Origin of the sequence: Luteimonas sp. YGD11-2 (assembly GCF_004118975.1) — a bacterium.
Lineage (GTDB): Bacteria > Pseudomonadota > Gammaproteobacteria > Xanthomonadales > Xanthomonadaceae > Luteimonas > Luteimonas muca.
Genome location: NZ_CP035376.1, coordinates 546,751 through 561,920 on the forward strand (window position 1 = coordinate 546,751; position 15,170 = coordinate 561,920).

The window sequence follows — 15,170 nt, forward strand, 5'->3', positions numbered from 1 at the left end:
GGAGGTCCACTTGCACCCGCGTGCAGGGGTTCCCAGACTGCGCGGATGAGCACTTCACTGATCGTCGTCGACGACTTCCTCGCCACCCAGGATGCCCTGCGCCTGCGCGAGGCGGGCCTGCGCCTGACCTATCCACCGCAGCAGGGCGCGTTCCCGGGCCGCAACTCGCAGGAACGCTTGCACCTGCCGCAGCTCGACCAGGCCGTCTCGCGGCTGGCCGGCGAGCCGCTGCGCGCGATCGATCCGCCGGAATCGCACTGCAAGTTCCGCATCACCCTCGCCGACGACGTCGGCACCGGGCGCGTGCACATCGACCAGGGTGCATGGTGGTCGGGAATCCTCTATCTCAGTCGGCCGGAGGACTGCCGCGGCGGCACCGAGTTCTATCGCCATGTCGAGACCGGCACCGAACAGGCGCCGATGACCCAGGAGGGCATCGAGGCGATGGGCTACCGCACCGGCGCCGAACTGCACGACGCGATCATCGGCCGCGACAGCAACGACATGTCGCGCTGGGAGATGACCATGCGGGTGCCGATGCGCTTCAACCGCCTGGTGCTGCTGCGGCCGTGGTTCTGGCACACCGCGGGCGAGGCCTTCGGCGACAGCCTCGAGAACGGGCGCTTCGTCTACCTGATGTTCTTCACGCCCGTGCGCTGAAGGCCGGGCGGCGTGGCGTCCATAATCGCGGCCCCGCAGCGGATACGGACAGCACCTTGAAACATGTCATCGCGATGGCCGCCGGCGGTACCGGTGGCCACCTGTTCCCGGCCGAGGCCCTCGCACGTGAACTGGTCGCGCGCGGACACGGCGCGGTGATCTACACCGACGCGCGCGGCGCGCGCTACACGCACGCACTCGAAGGCCTGCCGCATGTGGTGCTGCCCGCGCGCAGCCTCGCGGGGGGCATCGGCGGCAAGCTTGCCGCCGCCACCACCATCCTCGGCGCGGCCTGGCGTGCGCGCGGCGATCTGCGGCGTCGTGGCGCGCAGGCCATGGTCGGTTTCGGCGGTTACCCGAGTTTCGCGCCGGCACTCGGCGCGCGTGCCTGCGGGCTGCCCCTGCTGCTGCACGAGCAGGGCACGCGACTGTCGCTGGCCAACCGGCAACTGCTGCGTTTCGCCTCCGGGGTGGCCAAGTCGTTCGGCGATACCGGCGGTCTTGCCGGCGTGCCCGCCGATCGCGTGGTCGAGACCGGCAATCCGGTGCGCCAGGCGATCCTCGATGCGCGCGCGCCGTATCCGCCACTGCCGGCCGACGGCCCGCTGCGGCTGCTGGTGGTCGGCGGCAGCCAGAGCGCGGCCGTATTCGGGCGCGTGGTGCCACCGGCGCTGCGCGCGCTGCCGGAAGCGCTGCGCACGCGGCTGCGGCTGTCGCTGCAGGTGGCGGGTGACGACGCCGCGGCGATCGCAGGCAGCCTCGCCGACGGCGGCATCGACGCCGAGGTGCGGCCGTTCTTCGAGGACATGGGCGCGCGCCTGCGCGATGCGCACCTGGTGGTCACCCGTGCCGGCGCCACCACCATCGCCGACCTGCTGGCGATCGGTCGCCCGGCGATCTTCGTGCCGATCCCGCAGGGCGGCTCGGCTGACGAGCAGCTGCGCAATGCGCGCACGCTCGAACAGCTGGGTGCCGGCTGGTGCATGCCGGAACCGGAACTCGATGCGGCTGCGCTGGCGGCGCGGCTGCAGGCGCTGTTCGCGTCGACCGAAGCATTGCCGCAGGCCGCGGCCCGCGCGGCTGCAGCAGGGCGGCCGGACGCCGCCGCGCGGCTGGCGGATGCGGTGCTGGCGCTGGTCGCGCGTGGGGGGCGCGCCGCGTGAGCGCAGCGGCCGTCCACGATGTGCTGATCATCGGTGGCGGCCACAACGGGCTGGTCTGTGCCGCCTACCTGGCCGCCGCCGGGCTCGACGTGCGGGTGCTCGAGCGCCGCGGCATCGTCGGCGGCGCCGCGGTGACCGAGGAGTTCCATCCCGGCTTCCGCAATTCGACCTGCAGCTACACCGTGAGCCTGCTCGATCCCGCGGTGATCCGCGAGCTGCGCCTGGCCGAACACGGGCTGCGCGTGGTCGAGCGCCCGTTCTCGAACTTCCTGCCGCTGCCGGACGGACACGCGTTCCGGCTCGGCGGCGGGCTGACCGCCGCCGAGGGCGCACGCCATTCGGCGCGCGATGTCGAACGCCTGGTCGCCTACGAAGCGATGCTCGGCCGCGTGGTCGCGGTGCTGCGCCAGCTGATGCGGCGCACCCCGCCCAACCCCGGCGATGGCATGGGCGTGGCCGATTGGCTGGCATCGTGGCAGGTGGTGCGCCAGCTGCGCGGGCTGGACCTTGCCACCCGGCGCGACCTGCTGGCGCTGTTCACGAAATCCGCCGGTGACCTGCTCGACGGCTGGTTCGAGTGCGAGCCGCTCAAGGCCGCGCTCGGCTGGGATTCGATCGTCGGCAACTTCGCCAGCCCGTACACGCCGGGGTCGGCCTACGTGCTGCTCCACCACGTGTTCGGCGAGGTCAACGGCCGGCAGGGCGCATGGGGGCATGCGATCGGCGGGATGGGTGCGATCACCCAGGCGATGGCGCGCGAGTGCGAGGCCCGCGGCGTGTGCCTTGAGACCGGCGCCGAAGTCGCCGAGGTGCTGGTCGCCGACGGTCGCGCACGCGGCGTGCTGCTGGCCGATGGCCGCGAACTGCACGCGCGGCGCGCGGTGGTGGCCAACGTCAATCCGAAGCTGCTGTACCAGCGGCTGGTGCCGCGCAGTGCGCTCGATGACGACACCGCGCAGCGCATCGACGGCTACCGCTGCGGGTCGGGCACCTTCCGCATGAACGTGGCGCTTGCGGAGCTGCCGGACTTCACCTGCGCGCCCGGCACCGCGCTGCAACCGCACCACCAGAGCGGGATCCTGGTCGGGCCGTCGCTGGGCTACTTCGAGCGTGCGTATTTCGATGCGCGCTCGAAGGCGCACAACCCCGGCTGGGCGCGCGAACCGGTGGTGGAGCTGGTGATCGCATCGACGCTCGACGACAGCCTGGCGCCACCCGGGCAGCACGTGGCGAGCCTGTTCTGCCAGCACGTCAATCCGGAGGTCGACGGCGGCTGGGACACCCACCGCGACACCGTCGCGGAACTGATGATCGATACCGTCGATCGCGTCGCGCCCAACTTCCGCCGCAGCGTGCTCGGCTGGAGCGCGCTGTCGCCGCTGGACCTGGAGCGCGAGTTCGGCCTGGTCGGCGGCGATATCTTCCACGGCGCGCTCGGCCTCGACCAGCTGTTCTCGGCGCGCCCGCTGCTGGGCCAGGCGGACTACCGGGGCGCAGTGCCGGCGCTGTATCTCTGCGGCTCCGGCACGCACCCGGGTGGCGGTGTGACCGGACTACCGGGTCGCAACGCTGCCCGCGAACTGCTGCGCGACCTGCGCCGCACCCCGCGCCCGGCCTGATCCTCCGGAAGCGATTACAGGGGCGGTGGTGCGCCGCCATACGCAGGTGTCTGTTTTTTCTTGATTTTTGTACTTGCAAGTATCGTTTTGCAGTGCAGCGTGCATCCGGGATAACACTTCGTTCACGATGGCCCCGCACCCGACGTGGGGGAGGGAGCAAAGCCCGCTACCGGTTTTCCGGCAGCGGGCTTTTTTTTGCTTCGTTCTGACCGCCGCGTGCGCAAAAGGGGTCCGGGCGGCCCGCCGCGGCCACAGGGGGATGCCCAGCCGGATATCTCCGCGTCCTGCTACCACATCCGGCCGCCGGCCATCCATGGCCGGCTCTGGACATCCCCCTGCGTCCGCGGCGGGCACCGAGCTGGCGTCGCGTCCGGGCGAAAAAATCAAGACCAAGGGCAGGTGCGAGCGCGTGTTCGGTTGCACGCGATTCCAAGGGCAGCGGCTGCTCGCCGGCCGGGCCCGCAGTACGAGCGACTCCACGGCAACGCTCCTGCTCTTCGTGCCAATGCCCGCGAACGCCAGAGTCCGTCGCGTGGACCGGGGTGTGCGCACAGCCGGCCATGGATGGCCGGCGGCCGGCCGTGGTAGCTGGATGCGGACTCCGGCCGGGTGCGCACGCCCCCGGTCCGCGCGACGGGCGGCGCAGGATCACAACGGAGCAACGCCTGCGCGCACGAACAATCCAATTTGCGCCCAATCCGGAGAACAGCGTTTCGTTCATTGGGCCCACTGAGCGACAGGCGCTCACCGGGATCCCGGGATACGCCGCGCCGGGCGGATGCCACAATCGGCGGATGCCCGTTCCGCCTGCACCTACCGACGACCCGCTGCAGCTGATCGCCGCGCGTGCGATCGAGCGCCTCGATCGCGCAGGCGCCCTGGCCGATGGCGAGGGTGCCTGCGCGGACCCGGCGTTCCGCGCCGCCCTGTCGCGGGTCGCCATCGCCAGCGACTTCGCGGTCGACACCTTCGAGCGGCAGCCCGGCCTGCTGCGGCGGCTGGCGCACGACGCCGGCGCCACCCCGCTGCCGGAACCCGATCTCCCGATCGGCGGCCGTGACGACTGGGCCCGTGCACTGCGGCGCTGGCGCGCCGCCGAATCCACGCGGCTGGTCTGGCGCGACGTGCTCGACCTCGACGATGTCGATGCCACCCTCGCCGGCACCACGCACCTCGCCGAGCGCTGCCTGCAACTGGCGCACGATGCGCTGGAGGCCGAGTTCATCGCCCGCCATGGCATGGTCCGCGACGCCGCGGGCGAGCCCGTGCGGCTGGTGGTGTTCGCGCTCGGCAAGCTCGGCGGCGGCGAACTCAACTTCAGTTCCGACGTCGACCTGGTCTATGCCTATCCACACGAGGGTGAGAGCGACGGGCCGCGTCCGCTGGCCGCGGAAACCTGGTGCATGCGGCTGGGCCAGGCGCTGGCGAAGCTGCTCGACGAGGTCACCGTCGACGGCTTCTGCCACCGCGTCGACCTGCGGTTGCGTCCGTTCGGAGGTGCCGGGCGGCTGGCGCTGAGCTTCGGCGCGATGGAGCATTACTTCCAGCGCGAGGGGCGCGACTGGGAACGCTACGCCTGGCAGAAAGCGCGCCCCGTGGCCGGCGACATCGCGGCGGGTGAGGCCTTCCTGTCCGAACTGCGGCCGTTCGTGTACCGCCGCTACCTCGACTTCGGCGCGCTCGACGGCCTGCGCGGAATGAAGGCGGCGATCAGCGCGGAAGTCGCGCGCAAGGAACTCGCCGACGACATCAAGCGCGGCCGTGGCGGCATCCGCGAGATCGAGTTCTTCGCCCAGGTGTTGCAGCTCATCCACGGCGGACGCGATGCCAGCCTGCGCGGGCGGCGCCTGCAGCAGTCGCTGCACGCCTTGGCCGCCGCGCGCCACGTCCCCGCCGAAACGGCGCAGGCGCTGCTGGACGCCTACTGCTGGCTGCGCCGGCTGGAGAACCGCCTGCAGATGCTGCGCGACGCCCAGGTGCACGCGCTGCCATCGGAGCCGCTGGACCGCGAACGTGTCGCCGCGGGCCTCGGCCTGTCCTGGGACGCGCTGGCGCAGACCCTGGCCGACCACCGCCAGGTGGTGGCGACGACCTTCGACGCACTGCTGCATCGCGAACAGGCGCCGCAGGCCACCGACTGCGACCTGGCCGGCTACTGGCGCGCGCTGCCCGACGGTGGCGCCGCGGCGCAGCTGGAGGCGGCCGGTTTCGGTGACGCGCCGGCGGTGGACGCCGCACTGCGCGACTTCGCCCGCTCGCCCGGCGTGCGCGACCTGCCCGATATCGCCCGCACCCGCCTGGAGCGGGTGATGCCGGTGCTGCTGCAGGCCAGCGCACCCGCCGACCGGCCGCTGGAGGCGATCCGCCGCCTGCTGGCGCTGCTGCACAACGTGCTGCGCCGGTCGAGTTATCTGGCACTGCTCGACGAGCAGCCCGGCGCGCTGGCGCGGCTGGTCGACCTGATGACCCGCAGCGCGTTCCTGGCCGAGCGGGTGGCGATGCATCCGCTGCTGCTCGACGAGCTGCTCGATGCGCGCATCGAGGGCCCGCTGCCCGGCCGCGCGCAGCTGCATGCCGCCTGCCAGGCGGCGCTGGCCCGCGACGATGTCGAGGCGGCGCTGTACGCCTTGAATGAGGTGCGGCAGACGCTGAGCTTCCGCATCGCGCTGGCGATGCTCGATGGCCGCCAGGGCGCGCAGGACAGTGCACGCCAGCTGGCGTGGCTGGCCGATGGCGTGGTCGCCGCGGTGCTGGAGCTGGCACGCCGTGGCATGCACGACAGCCACGGCCGCATCGATGGCGCCACCTTCGCGGTGCTCGGTTACGGCAGCCTCGGCGGCGAGGAGCTGGGCGTCGGTTCCGATCTCGACCTGGTGTTCCTGTACGACGCACCGCCCTCGGCGCAGTCGGACGGCCCGCGGCCGCTGGATGCGATCCGCTGGCATGCGCGGCTGGCGCAGAAGATCGTCGCGCTGCTGGGCACCGTCACCGGCGCGGGCCGGCTGTACGAGGTCGACATCCGCCTGCGGCCCGATGGCGCCAGCGGCCTGCTGGTGTCGTCGCTCGGCAGCTACGACGACTACCAGCGCGAGCGGGCGTGGACCTGGGAACACCAGGCGCTGGTGCGCGCGCGTGCGGTGGCCGGCGATGCGTCGCTGGTCGCGGAGTTCGAACGCGTGCGCGCGGCGGCGCTGGGGCGGCTGCGCGAGGCCGATGCGCTGCGCGACGACATCGTGTCGATGCGCCAGCGCATGCGCGCCGAGCTCGACCGCAGCCGCGATGGCGTGTTCGACCTCAAGCAGGGCGAGGGCGGCCTGGTCGACCTCGAGTTCCTGGTGCAGTACCTGGTGTTGCGCGAGGCGCACGCGGTGCCCGCGCTGCTGCTGCCGCGGGCCACGCCGGCGCTGCTCGACGCGCTGTGCGGTGCCGGCATGCTGGCTGACGACACCTGCAGGGGCCTGCGCGAGGCGCATGCGACGCTGCTCGGCCTCGGCCTCGCCCAGACGCTCGATCGCCGGCCGCGGCTGGTGCCCGACAGCCGCCGCCTGCAGGACGCCCGCGCCAGCGTGCGCGCCGCCGGGGCGGCGCTGCTGGGGATCGATCCGCTGTCGGGGACGGCTGCGGCCACGCCGTAGCCGTCGCGGGTCAGTCGCGGCCGGGTTCGTCCCGCCAGCCGGGACCGGCGTCGTCGGCGCTTCCGTCACCGTGATCGTGACGGGTGGTGGTGACCGGGCCTGCGGCCGGACGCCTGGGATCGGGCAGCTCGGCGATCGCCGCCTGCGCTTCACCGAGCTGCTGGCGCCGCGCTTCCGGGACCTCCTGCCAGTGGCAGTCCTGCAGCGCGCCTTCCAGCGCGTACAGCAGGTTCATGCTCGGCCGGAAGCCGGCGCGGCGCACGCGCATGTACGCGTCCACCGGGCCCGCGGCCGCGAGGTCCTCGCGGGTGTGCAGCCCGACCTGCCGCAGCCAGGCCGACGATTTCGGGCCGATGTTGCGCAGCCCCGGATCGCGCGACCGGCCGCCGCTCACCGCAGCGATTCCATGAAGATCGCGGCCACGGCTTCCAGCCCGGCCTGGTCCTCGGCATCGAAGCGCGCCGGCTGCGGGCTGTCGATGTCGAACACGCCGACCAGCCGCTCGCCATCGGCCAGCGGGACCACCAGTTCCGAGCGCGACGCCGCATCGCAGGCGATGTGGCCGGGAAACGCATGCACGTCATCGATGCGCTGGGTGGTGCGGGTGCGCGCCGCGGCACCACAGACGCCGCGGTCGAGCGGGATGCGCACGCAGGCGGGCTGTCCCTGGAAGGGCCCGACCACCAGCTCGGTGCCGTCGAAGAAGTAGAAGCCCACCCAGTTGAGGTCCGGCAGCGCGTGATAGACCAGCGCCGACAGGTTGGCGGCATTGGCGACGCGGTCGCGCTCGCCGTGCAGCAGGGCGCGGGCCTGTTCGGCCAGCTGGGCGTATTGCTGCGGCTTGTCGCCGCTTAGACTTTGCGATGTGAACATGCGCCGCAGTCTACCGCGGCGACCGCACCGGTTGACGGAGGACAGCGCATGGCGGAGAGCAGGCAGGCCGGGACGACGGCCACCCCCGGCGTGCTGGTCACCGGCACCGATACGGGGGTCGGCAAGAGCCTGTGCAGCGTGGCGCTGCTGCATGCGCTGCGCGCGCGGGGCCTGCGCGCGGTGGGCATGAAGCCGGTGGCCGCCGGCTGCGAGCCGACCGGCGACGGCCTGCGCAACGAGGATGCGCTGGCGTTGCAGGAGGCCAGCACGTCGCGCCCGCGGTATGCCGACGTCAACCCGTGGGCGCTGCCGGAACCGACCGCGCCGCAGCTTGCCGCGCGTGCGGCCGGGGTGCGGGTGGAGCTGGCGCCGGTGCTGGCCGCGCACGCACGCCTGGCGGCTGGCGCCGACATCGTGGTGGTGGAGGGCGCCGGTGGCTGGCTGTCGCCACTGGGCGACGGCATCGAGCATGCCGACCTGGCGCGCGCGCTGCAGCTGCCGGTGCTGCTGGTGGTCGGCCTGCGGCTGGGATGCCTCAACCATGCACGCCTGAGCGCGCGGACGGTGATCGCCGACGGCTGCCGGCTGTTGGGCTGGGTCGGCAGTGCCGTCGACCCGCGGTTCGAGCACCGCGACGGCTATCTGGACCTGCTGCGTGCCGCGCTGCCGGCGCCCTGCCTCGGCGTGCTGCCATATGCGCCGGACGCCGGGCCGGCGTCGCAGGGCGTGCACCTGGCCGCGGCCGCGGCTGCCATCGCCGGCACCGGCAGGCCGCGCGTCGGGGCCGGTTAGGGCGCCCGGGGCCGCGCCGCCGGCGTGGCCCGCCGCGGCTGCCGCTTGCGTTCTGTCCGCGGTGCCGGCGAGGTCCCCCGCCGCGTGACAGCTGGCCTTTCGGGGCCGGGTGCACCCGGCCAGCACCATGGTGCATGCGGAATCGGCCGACATTTCTGGTGACTTCCGGCACGCGACTGCTTAGACTTTTTTTCCTGTACTCACTGGTATAGCAATAGGCGCCCGCCCGGGTGCCGGTTATCCCTTTTCCACGGAGCTCCCCCATGTCGATGCGTCCGCGCCTGATCGCGCTTGCCGCCAGTGCCCTCCTGCTTGCCGCCTGCGGTGGCGAACAGGAACAGCAGGCGCCACCGCCGCCCGAGGTCGGAGTGATCACGGTACAGCCGTCGACGGTGGCGATGACCAAGGACATGGTCGGGCGGCTGGCGCCGTTCCGCAGTGCCGACGTGCGCGCCCGCGTGCCGGGGGTGGTGCAGCGCCGCGTCTACGAGGAAGGCAGCGACGTGCGCGAGGGCGATGTGCTGTTCGTGATCGACCCGGCACCGTTCCAGGCCGACCTCAGCGCCGCCCAGGCCGCGCTGGCGCAGGCCGAGGCCAACGCCGCCAACGCCCGCTCGATGGCCGAGCGCGCGCGTCGGCTGGCACCGGAGAACTTCATCTCGCGCTCCGACCTCGACAACGCGCTGGCCGCCGAACGCAGCGCGACCGCGGCGGTGCAGGCGGCGCGCGCGTCGACGGAGTCCGCGCGCATCAACCTCGGCTACGCGACCGTGCGCGCGCCGATTTCCGGCCGTGCCGGCAAGCAGCAGGTCACCGAGGGTGCGCTGGTCGGGCAGGGTACGGCCACGCTTCTCACCACCGTCGACCAGATCGATCCGCTGTACGTGAACTTCTCGCTCAGCCTGGCCGAGCTCGAGGACCTGCGGAGTCGCCAGCTGCAGAGCGATGGCGCGGTGGCGGTGGAAGTGCTGCTGCAGGACGGCAGCGTGTATCCGCACGCCGGTGAGGTGGATTTCTCCGGTGACGTGGTCGACCCCGCCACCGGCGCGGTGTCGCTGCGCGCCACGCTGCCCAACCCCGACCGCCGCCTGCTGCCCGGCGCCTACGTCACCCTCAAGGCGACGATGGGCCAGCAGTCCGGCCTGTACCTGGTGCCGCAGAGCGCGCTGCAGCGTGATCCGGCCGGCGGTTACCTGATGGTGGTCGGCCAGGACGGCATGGTCGCGCGCCGCGACGTCACCGTGGACCGCGCGCAGGACGGCCAGTGGGTGGTGAGCCAGGGCCTGTCGCCCGGCGACCAGGTGATCGTCTCCGGCCTGCAGCGCGTGCGCGCGGATGCGCCCGCGGTGGCGGTGCCGTGGCAGCCGGCCGCAGCGGGCCGGGGCCCGGCCGCACCCACCGCCGAAGGCGACGCCGCAGCCGCCCCTGCCGCTGCCGGCGAGGCGGGTGCCGCAGGTGCCGACGGACAGACGGGCGCTGACGGCGCTGCCGCCGTGCCGCCGGATGCGCAGGGCGACGCCGCCGGGGCCGCGGCACGCGAGGCCGCAGCACCGGCCGACACCCAGGACTGATCCGCCATGCCCAAGTTCTTCATCAACCACCCGGTCTTCGCCTGGGTCATCTCGATCCTGATCTCGCTCTCGGGCCTGATCGCCGTGCTCAACATGGGCGTGGAGTCCTACCCGAACGTGGCGCCGCCGCAGGTGACCGTCGGCGCGACCTACCCCGGTGCCGATGCGCAGACCACCGAACAGGCGGTCACCCAGGTCATCGAGCAGCAGCTGACCGGCATCGACAACCTGCTGTATTTCAGCTCCAGCTCGAGCTCGTCCGGCCGCGCCAGCATCACCCTGACCTTCCAGACCGGTACCGACCCCGACATCGCCCAGGTGCAGGTGCAGAACAAGGTGGCACTGGCCACCCCGCGCCTGCCCACCCAGGTGACCCAGCAGGGCGTGGTGGTGGCCAAGGCCAACGCCGGCTTCCTGATGGTGGTGGCGCTGCGTTCGTCCAATCCCGCCATCGACCGCAACGCGCTCAACAACATGATCGGCGCCAACGTGCTCGAGCAGATCGCGCGCGTGCCGGGCGTGGGCAGCACCCAGCAGTTCGGTTCCGAGTACGCCATGAACATCTGGCTCAACCCGGAGCGGCTGCAGGGCTTCGGGATGTCGGCCAGCGAGGTGCTGGCCGCGGTGCGCGCGCAGAACGTGCAGTTCGCCGCCGGCTCGCTCGGCGCCGACCCGGCCCCGGAGGGCCAGGGCTTCACCGCCACGGTCTCTGCGGAAGGCCGCTTCGCCTCGCCGGAGGAGTTCGAGAACATCATCCTGCGCGCCGATGCCGACGGATCCACGGTGCGGCTGCGCGACGTCGCCCGGCTCGAGGTCGGCGCCTCCGGCTACGGCTTCGACACCCGCTTCAACGGCGTGCCGACCGGTGCCTTTGCGATCCAGCTGCTGCCCGGTGCCAATGCGCTGACCGTCGCCGACGCGGTGACCGCGCGCATGGACGAGCTGTCGGCGAGCTTCCCCGAAGGCGTGGAGTGGTTCAGCCCGTTCGACAGCACCACCTTCGTCACCATGTCGATCCAGGAAGTGCTGGTCACCCTGCTCGAGGCGGTGGTGCTGGTGTTCCTGGTGATGCTGCTGTTCCTGCAGAACCTGCGCGCCACCATCATCCCGACGCTGGTGATCCCGGTGGCGCTGCTGGGCACCTTCCTCGGCCTGTCGCTGATCGGCTTCACCGTCAACCAGCTGACGCTGTTCGCGATGGTCTTGTCGATCGGCATCGTGGTCGACGACGCGATCATCGTCATCGAGAACGTCGAACGCATCATGGCGGAGGAACACCTGCCAGCGCGCGAGGCGACCATCAAGGCGATGGACCAGATCACCGGCGCGGTGGTGGCGATCACCGTGGTGCTGGCGGCGGTGTTCATCCCCAGCGCGCTGCAGGGCGGCGCCTCGGGCGAGATCTACAAGCAGTTCGCACTCACCATCGCCATCTCGATGGGCTTCTCGGCGTTCCTCGCGCTGGGCTTCACGCCGGCGCTGTGCGCGACGTTCCTCAAGCAGCACGAGCCCGGGGAGAAGAAGCAGAACGTCGTGTTCCGCACCTTCAACCGCTACTACGAGAAGACCAGCGGCGTGTACGTGCGCCACATCTCCAGCGCGGTGCGGCATGCGCCGAAGTGGATGCTGGTGTTCGTGGTGATCGTCGCGGTCACCGGGCTGCTGTTCGCCCGCCTGCCGTCGAGCTTCGTGCCCGAGGAGGACCAGGGCTATGCGATGGCGATCGTGCAGCTGCCGCCCGGCGCCACGCTGCAGCGTACCCAGGCGGTGTTCGAGGATGTCCGCGCGACGCTCGAACAGCTGCCGGGCTACGAAAGCATGATGCAGGTCGCCGGTTTCAGCTTCGTCGGACAGGGCGAGAACGTCGGCATGGCCTTCATCAAGCTCACCGACTGGGCGGAGCGCGAGGGCACGGTCAATGACTTCCTGCAGGAGGCCAATGGCGCGCTGTACGGCATCCGCGACGCGCAGATCTTCGTGGTCAACCTGCCCACGATCCAGGGCCTGGGCCAGTTCGGCGGCTTCGACATGTACCTGCAGGACCGCGCCGGTGCCGGCCGCGAGGCGCTGCAGGCTGCGCGCAACCAGCTGCTGGGCGCCGCCGCGCAGCAGCCCGACCTGCTGCAGGGCGTGCGCCCGAACACGCTGGAGGACGCACCGCAGCTCAGGCTCACGGTCGACCGCGTGCAGGCCGAGGCGATGGGCCTGTCGGTGGGGGACATCTACAACGCCATCCAGCTGATGCTGGCCCCGGTGTACGTCAACGACTACTTCTCGGAAGGCCGCATCCGCCGCGTCAACATGCGCGCGGATGCCCCGTACCGCACCGACCCGGGTTCGCTCAACCGCTTCTATACCCCGGCCGCGCAGCCGGGCGAGGACGGCGACCGCGCGATGATCCCGCTGTCGAACGTGGTCGATGCGCAGTGGGTCACCAGCACGCCATCGCTGACCCGCTACAACGGCTACGCCGCGGTCAACATCGTCGGCTCCGCCGCTCCGGGGCGCAGTTCCGGCGAGGCGATGCAGGCGATGGAGGACCTGGTCGCGAACGAACTGCCGCCGGGCTTCGGTGCCGACTGGGCGGGCATGTCGTACCAGGAGATCATCGCCGGCAACACCGCGACGCTGCTGCTGGTGCTGTCGGTGGTGGTGGTGTTCCTGGCGCTGGCCGCGCTCTACGAGAGCTGGTCGATCCCGGTGGCGGTGCTGCTGATCGTGCCGCTGGGCATCCTCGGCGCGGTGGTGTTCACCATGCTGCGGCCCGGGCTGTCGAACGACATCTTCTTCAAGATTGGCATGATCACGGTGATCGGCCTGGCGGCGAAGAACGCGATCCTGATCGTCGAGTTCGCGGTGCAGCAGCTGGTGGAAGGCAGGAAGCTGGGCGAGGCGGTGATCGAGGCGGCGCGCCTGCGCTTCCGCCCGATCCTGATGACCTCGTTCGCCTTCATCATGGGCGTGACGCCGATGGCGCTGTCGACCGGCGCCGGCGCCAACGCACGTCACGCACTGGGCACCGGCGTGATCGGCGGCATGCTGTTCGCGACCTTCCTCGGCCTGCTGTTCATCCCGCTGTTCTTCGTGATCGTGCGACGGGTGCTGGGCGACAGGCTCGACCAGCCGTCGCGCTCGGTGCAGGCCCAGCACCACGCGGATTCCAGCGCCGTCGGCTGACGGCTCGGGTCGGCCAGACGAAAGCCCCGCCAATGGCGGGGCTTTTTTCTGGGTCATCTTCAGATTGCGGAGCGACGGTATACGGTTGGAATGTTTGTGCGTCCGTGGGTGGCTTCGTTGTGGCTCGCGCTGCCCGTCGCGTGCACCGGGGGGTGTGCTCCCCCGGCCGGAGTCCGCGTCCAGCTACCACGGCCGGCCGCCGGCCATCCATGGCCGGCTGTCCGCACACCCCCCGGTGCACGCGACGGGCTCAGGCGGTCGCCGGCTCCGGCACGAATGTCAGGAGCGGTTGCCGCCGAAGTCGCCTGCTTGCGGCTCGACCGATCTTCGCCGTTGATTTCCGCTGTTGCCTCCGCCCCGACGCGACGACAGGTCGGGGCCCGCCGCGGACGCAGGGGGATGTCCAGAGCCGGCCATGGATGGCCGGCGGCCGGATGTGGTAGCAGGACGCGGAGATATCCGGCTGGACATCCCCCTGCGTCCGTGGTGGGCCTCCCGGATTCCTGCGGGGGACACCGCCTTTCTGATCGTTCGCTGATTACCGGGCGCGGGAGCCTGCACGGCGATGCGCATTGCACGGTCCTGCACAAACAGAAAGACCCGGCCGCTGGGCGGCCGGGTCTTCAGTGTCACGCGACCGGCAGACTTCGCCGGTCTGGCCTGATCAGGCCCGGGCCGACTTGCCGGCCTGGCGGGCGGCGGTCTGCACGGTGGCCTGCGCCTGCGCGGTGGCCGAGTCCAGCTGGCCCTTGGCGATCTGGCCGATGGCCTCATTGGCCTGCACGGTGCGCGCCATGGCCTCCTGGCTGGCGCCGATCGCGCGCTCGACGTTCTCGCGGGCGACCTGCACGCCCTTCGGCCACAGGTTGCGCATCGCGTCCGGGTCACGGGCTTCCACCAGCTCGTTCCAGAAGGCGAACGCCGCGCGGGTATTGGTCTCGAGCGTGCTCAGCTGCAGGCCGAAGACGTTCTCGAAGTTCTGCAGCGCCAGCTGGTTGACCTGGGCCGCGGTGTCCGCGTACTGGCGGGTGGCGTTGGTGAACTGCTCATTGATCGTGTTCATGATCGACATCCTGCTGTTGCCGGCAGGGGCGCCGGTTTGTGCAGTGCACCATACCGCGACCTATGTTGCATTGCAACATGGAAGGTGATCGGGGGCGATGGCTGTTCAACCGCCGGATAGCTCGCCCCGCGGCCAGGGCGGCGAAGTGCCGGTGCCGGTCAGCCGCGGTAGCGGCAGCCCGACGTGCAGGTCTCGTGCACCACGACCTCGCTCAACAGCGGCAGCCGCGGCTTCAGCCGGTCCCAGATCCACAGCGCGAGTCGCTCGCTCGTGGGGTTCTCGAGCCCCTCGATCTCGTTGAGGTAATGGTGGTCGAGCTGGTCGTACAGCGGGCGGAATGCCGCCTTGAGGTCGGCGAAGTCCATGATCCAGCCGCTGTCGACGCCCGGTTCGCCGCTCACGTGGATCTCGATGCGGAACGAATGCCCGTGCAGGCGCGCGCACTTGTGCCCTTCGGGCACGTTCGGCAGGCGGTGGGCCGCCTCCACGGTGAAGACCTTGAAGATATCCATGCGGGCGCGGTGTCGGACGGCGCGGCAGGATACCGCGGCCGCGTAGTCCGCGCCGGCTTCGTCCGGACGCGTTTCAAGGGCGTGCATCGCCGCATGGTCGCCGGC

The 15,170-nt window shown here is 71.4% G+C and carries 11 protein-coding genes; 7 read left to right on the forward strand and 4 right to left on the reverse strand.

The window, feature by feature from the left end; translation table 11 throughout:
* Positions 1-45: 45 nt before the first annotated feature.
* From ERL55_RS02465 to glnE, 4 genes are all read left to right on the forward strand, one after another.
* Complete coding sequence (locus ERL55_RS02465) at positions 46-660, forward strand: DUF6445 family protein (RefSeq protein WP_129135018.1); 615 nt, start codon at positions 46-48, stop codon at positions 658-660.
* 56 nt (positions 661-716) lie between these two features.
* Positions 717-1,823 carry a UDP-N-acetylglucosamine--N-acetylmuramyl-(pentapeptide) pyrophosphoryl-undecaprenol N-acetylglucosamine transferase gene (locus ERL55_RS02470; protein ID WP_129135019.1) on the forward strand — a complete coding sequence of 369 codons (1,107 nt, stop codon included), beginning with the start codon at positions 717-719 and terminating at the stop codon, positions 1,821-1,823.
* Positions 1,820-3,442, forward strand: coding sequence for an NAD(P)/FAD-dependent oxidoreductase (locus ERL55_RS02475; protein WP_241685813.1), 1,623 nt, complete (start codon positions 1,820-1,822; stop codon positions 3,440-3,442). Before ERL55_RS02470 ends, ERL55_RS02475 begins: the two co-directional genes overlap by 4 nt.
* Positions 3,443-4,236: 794 nt before the next feature.
* Entirely contained in the window at positions 4,237-7,077 is a 2,841-nt protein-coding gene (gene glnE / locus ERL55_RS02480; RefSeq protein WP_129135020.1) for a bifunctional [glutamate--ammonia ligase]-adenylyl-L-tyrosine phosphorylase/[glutamate--ammonia-ligase] adenylyltransferase, read from the forward strand.
* A 10-nt stretch (positions 7,078-7,087) separates the two neighbouring features.
* Here glnE and ERL55_RS02485 read toward each other — a convergent pair whose 3' ends face one another.
* Together ERL55_RS02485 and ERL55_RS02490 are read right to left on the reverse strand one after the other, a co-directional pair.
* Complete coding sequence (locus tag ERL55_RS02485; RefSeq protein WP_241685814.1) at positions 7,088-7,471, reverse strand: TfoX/Sxy family protein; 384 nt, start codon at positions 7,469-7,471, stop codon at positions 7,088-7,090.
* The gene (locus tag ERL55_RS02490; protein WP_129135021.1) at positions 7,468-7,950 is read right to left on the reverse strand and encodes a GAF domain-containing protein; all 483 of its coding nucleotides are present in this window, start codon (positions 7,948-7,950) and stop codon (positions 7,468-7,470) included. The genes ERL55_RS02485 and ERL55_RS02490 overlap by 4 nt, the downstream gene beginning before the upstream one ends.
* 48 nt (positions 7,951-7,998) lie before the next feature.
* Here ERL55_RS02490 and bioD point away from each other — a divergent pair, with 48 nt between their 5' ends.
* The 3 genes from bioD to ERL55_RS02505 all read left to right on the forward strand — a co-directional run bounded on the left by bioD (position 7,999) and on the right by ERL55_RS02505 (position 13,490).
* Positions 7,999-8,742: a dethiobiotin synthase gene (gene bioD / locus ERL55_RS02495; RefSeq protein ID WP_129135022.1), complete on the forward strand. Its 744-nt coding sequence runs from the start codon at positions 7,999-8,001 to the stop codon at positions 8,740-8,742.
* A gap of 263 nt (positions 8,743-9,005) precedes the next feature.
* Positions 9,006-10,313: an efflux RND transporter periplasmic adaptor subunit gene (locus tag ERL55_RS02500; RefSeq protein WP_129135023.1), complete on the forward strand. Its 1,308-nt coding sequence runs from the start codon at positions 9,006-9,008 to the stop codon at positions 10,311-10,313.
* A 6-nt stretch (positions 10,314-10,319) separates the two neighbouring features.
* Entirely contained in the window at positions 10,320-13,490 is a 3,171-nt protein-coding gene (locus tag ERL55_RS02505) for a multidrug efflux RND transporter permease subunit (RefSeq protein ID WP_129135024.1), read from the forward strand.
* Between the two features lie 664 nt (positions 13,491-14,154).
* Here ERL55_RS02505 and ERL55_RS02510 read toward each other — a convergent pair.
* Both ERL55_RS02510 and queD read right to left on the reverse strand, forming a co-directional pair.
* On the reverse strand, positions 14,155-14,553 hold the full coding sequence (locus tag ERL55_RS02510) for a phasin family protein (protein WP_129135025.1): 399 nt from the start codon (positions 14,551-14,553) through the stop codon (positions 14,155-14,157).
* Positions 14,554-14,711: 158 nt separating this feature from the next.
* Positions 14,712-15,065, reverse strand: coding sequence for a 6-carboxytetrahydropterin synthase QueD (queD, locus tag ERL55_RS02515; RefSeq protein WP_129135026.1), 354 nt, complete (start codon positions 15,063-15,065; stop codon positions 14,712-14,714).
* Positions 15,066-15,170: the final 105 nt, after the last annotated feature.

Coding starts and splice junctions, on each gene's coding strand:
- ERL55_RS02465 (WP_129135018.1), top strand. CDS start 46: ATGAGCACTTCACTGATCGTCGTCGACGACTTCCTCGCCACCCAGGAT.
- glnE (WP_129135020.1), top strand. CDS start 4,237: ATGCCCGTTCCGCCTGCACCTACCGACGACCCGCTGCAGCTGATCGCC.
- ERL55_RS02490 (WP_129135021.1), bottom strand. CDS start 7,950: ATGTTCACATCGCAAAGTCTAAGCGGCGACAAGCCGCAGCAATACGCC.
- bioD (WP_129135022.1), top strand. CDS start 7,999: ATGGCGGAGAGCAGGCAGGCCGGGACGACGGCCACCCCCGGCGTGCTG.
- ERL55_RS02500 (WP_129135023.1), top strand. CDS start 9,006: ATGTCGATGCGTCCGCGCCTGATCGCGCTTGCCGCCAGTGCCCTCCTG.
- ERL55_RS02505 (WP_129135024.1), top strand. CDS start 10,320: ATGCCCAAGTTCTTCATCAACCACCCGGTCTTCGCCTGGGTCATCTCG.
- ERL55_RS02510 (WP_129135025.1), bottom strand. CDS start 14,553: ATGAACACGATCAATGAGCAGTTCACCAACGCCACCCGCCAGTACGCG.
- queD (WP_129135026.1), bottom strand. CDS start 15,065: ATGGATATCTTCAAGGTCTTCACCGTGGAGGCGGCCCACCGCCTGCCG.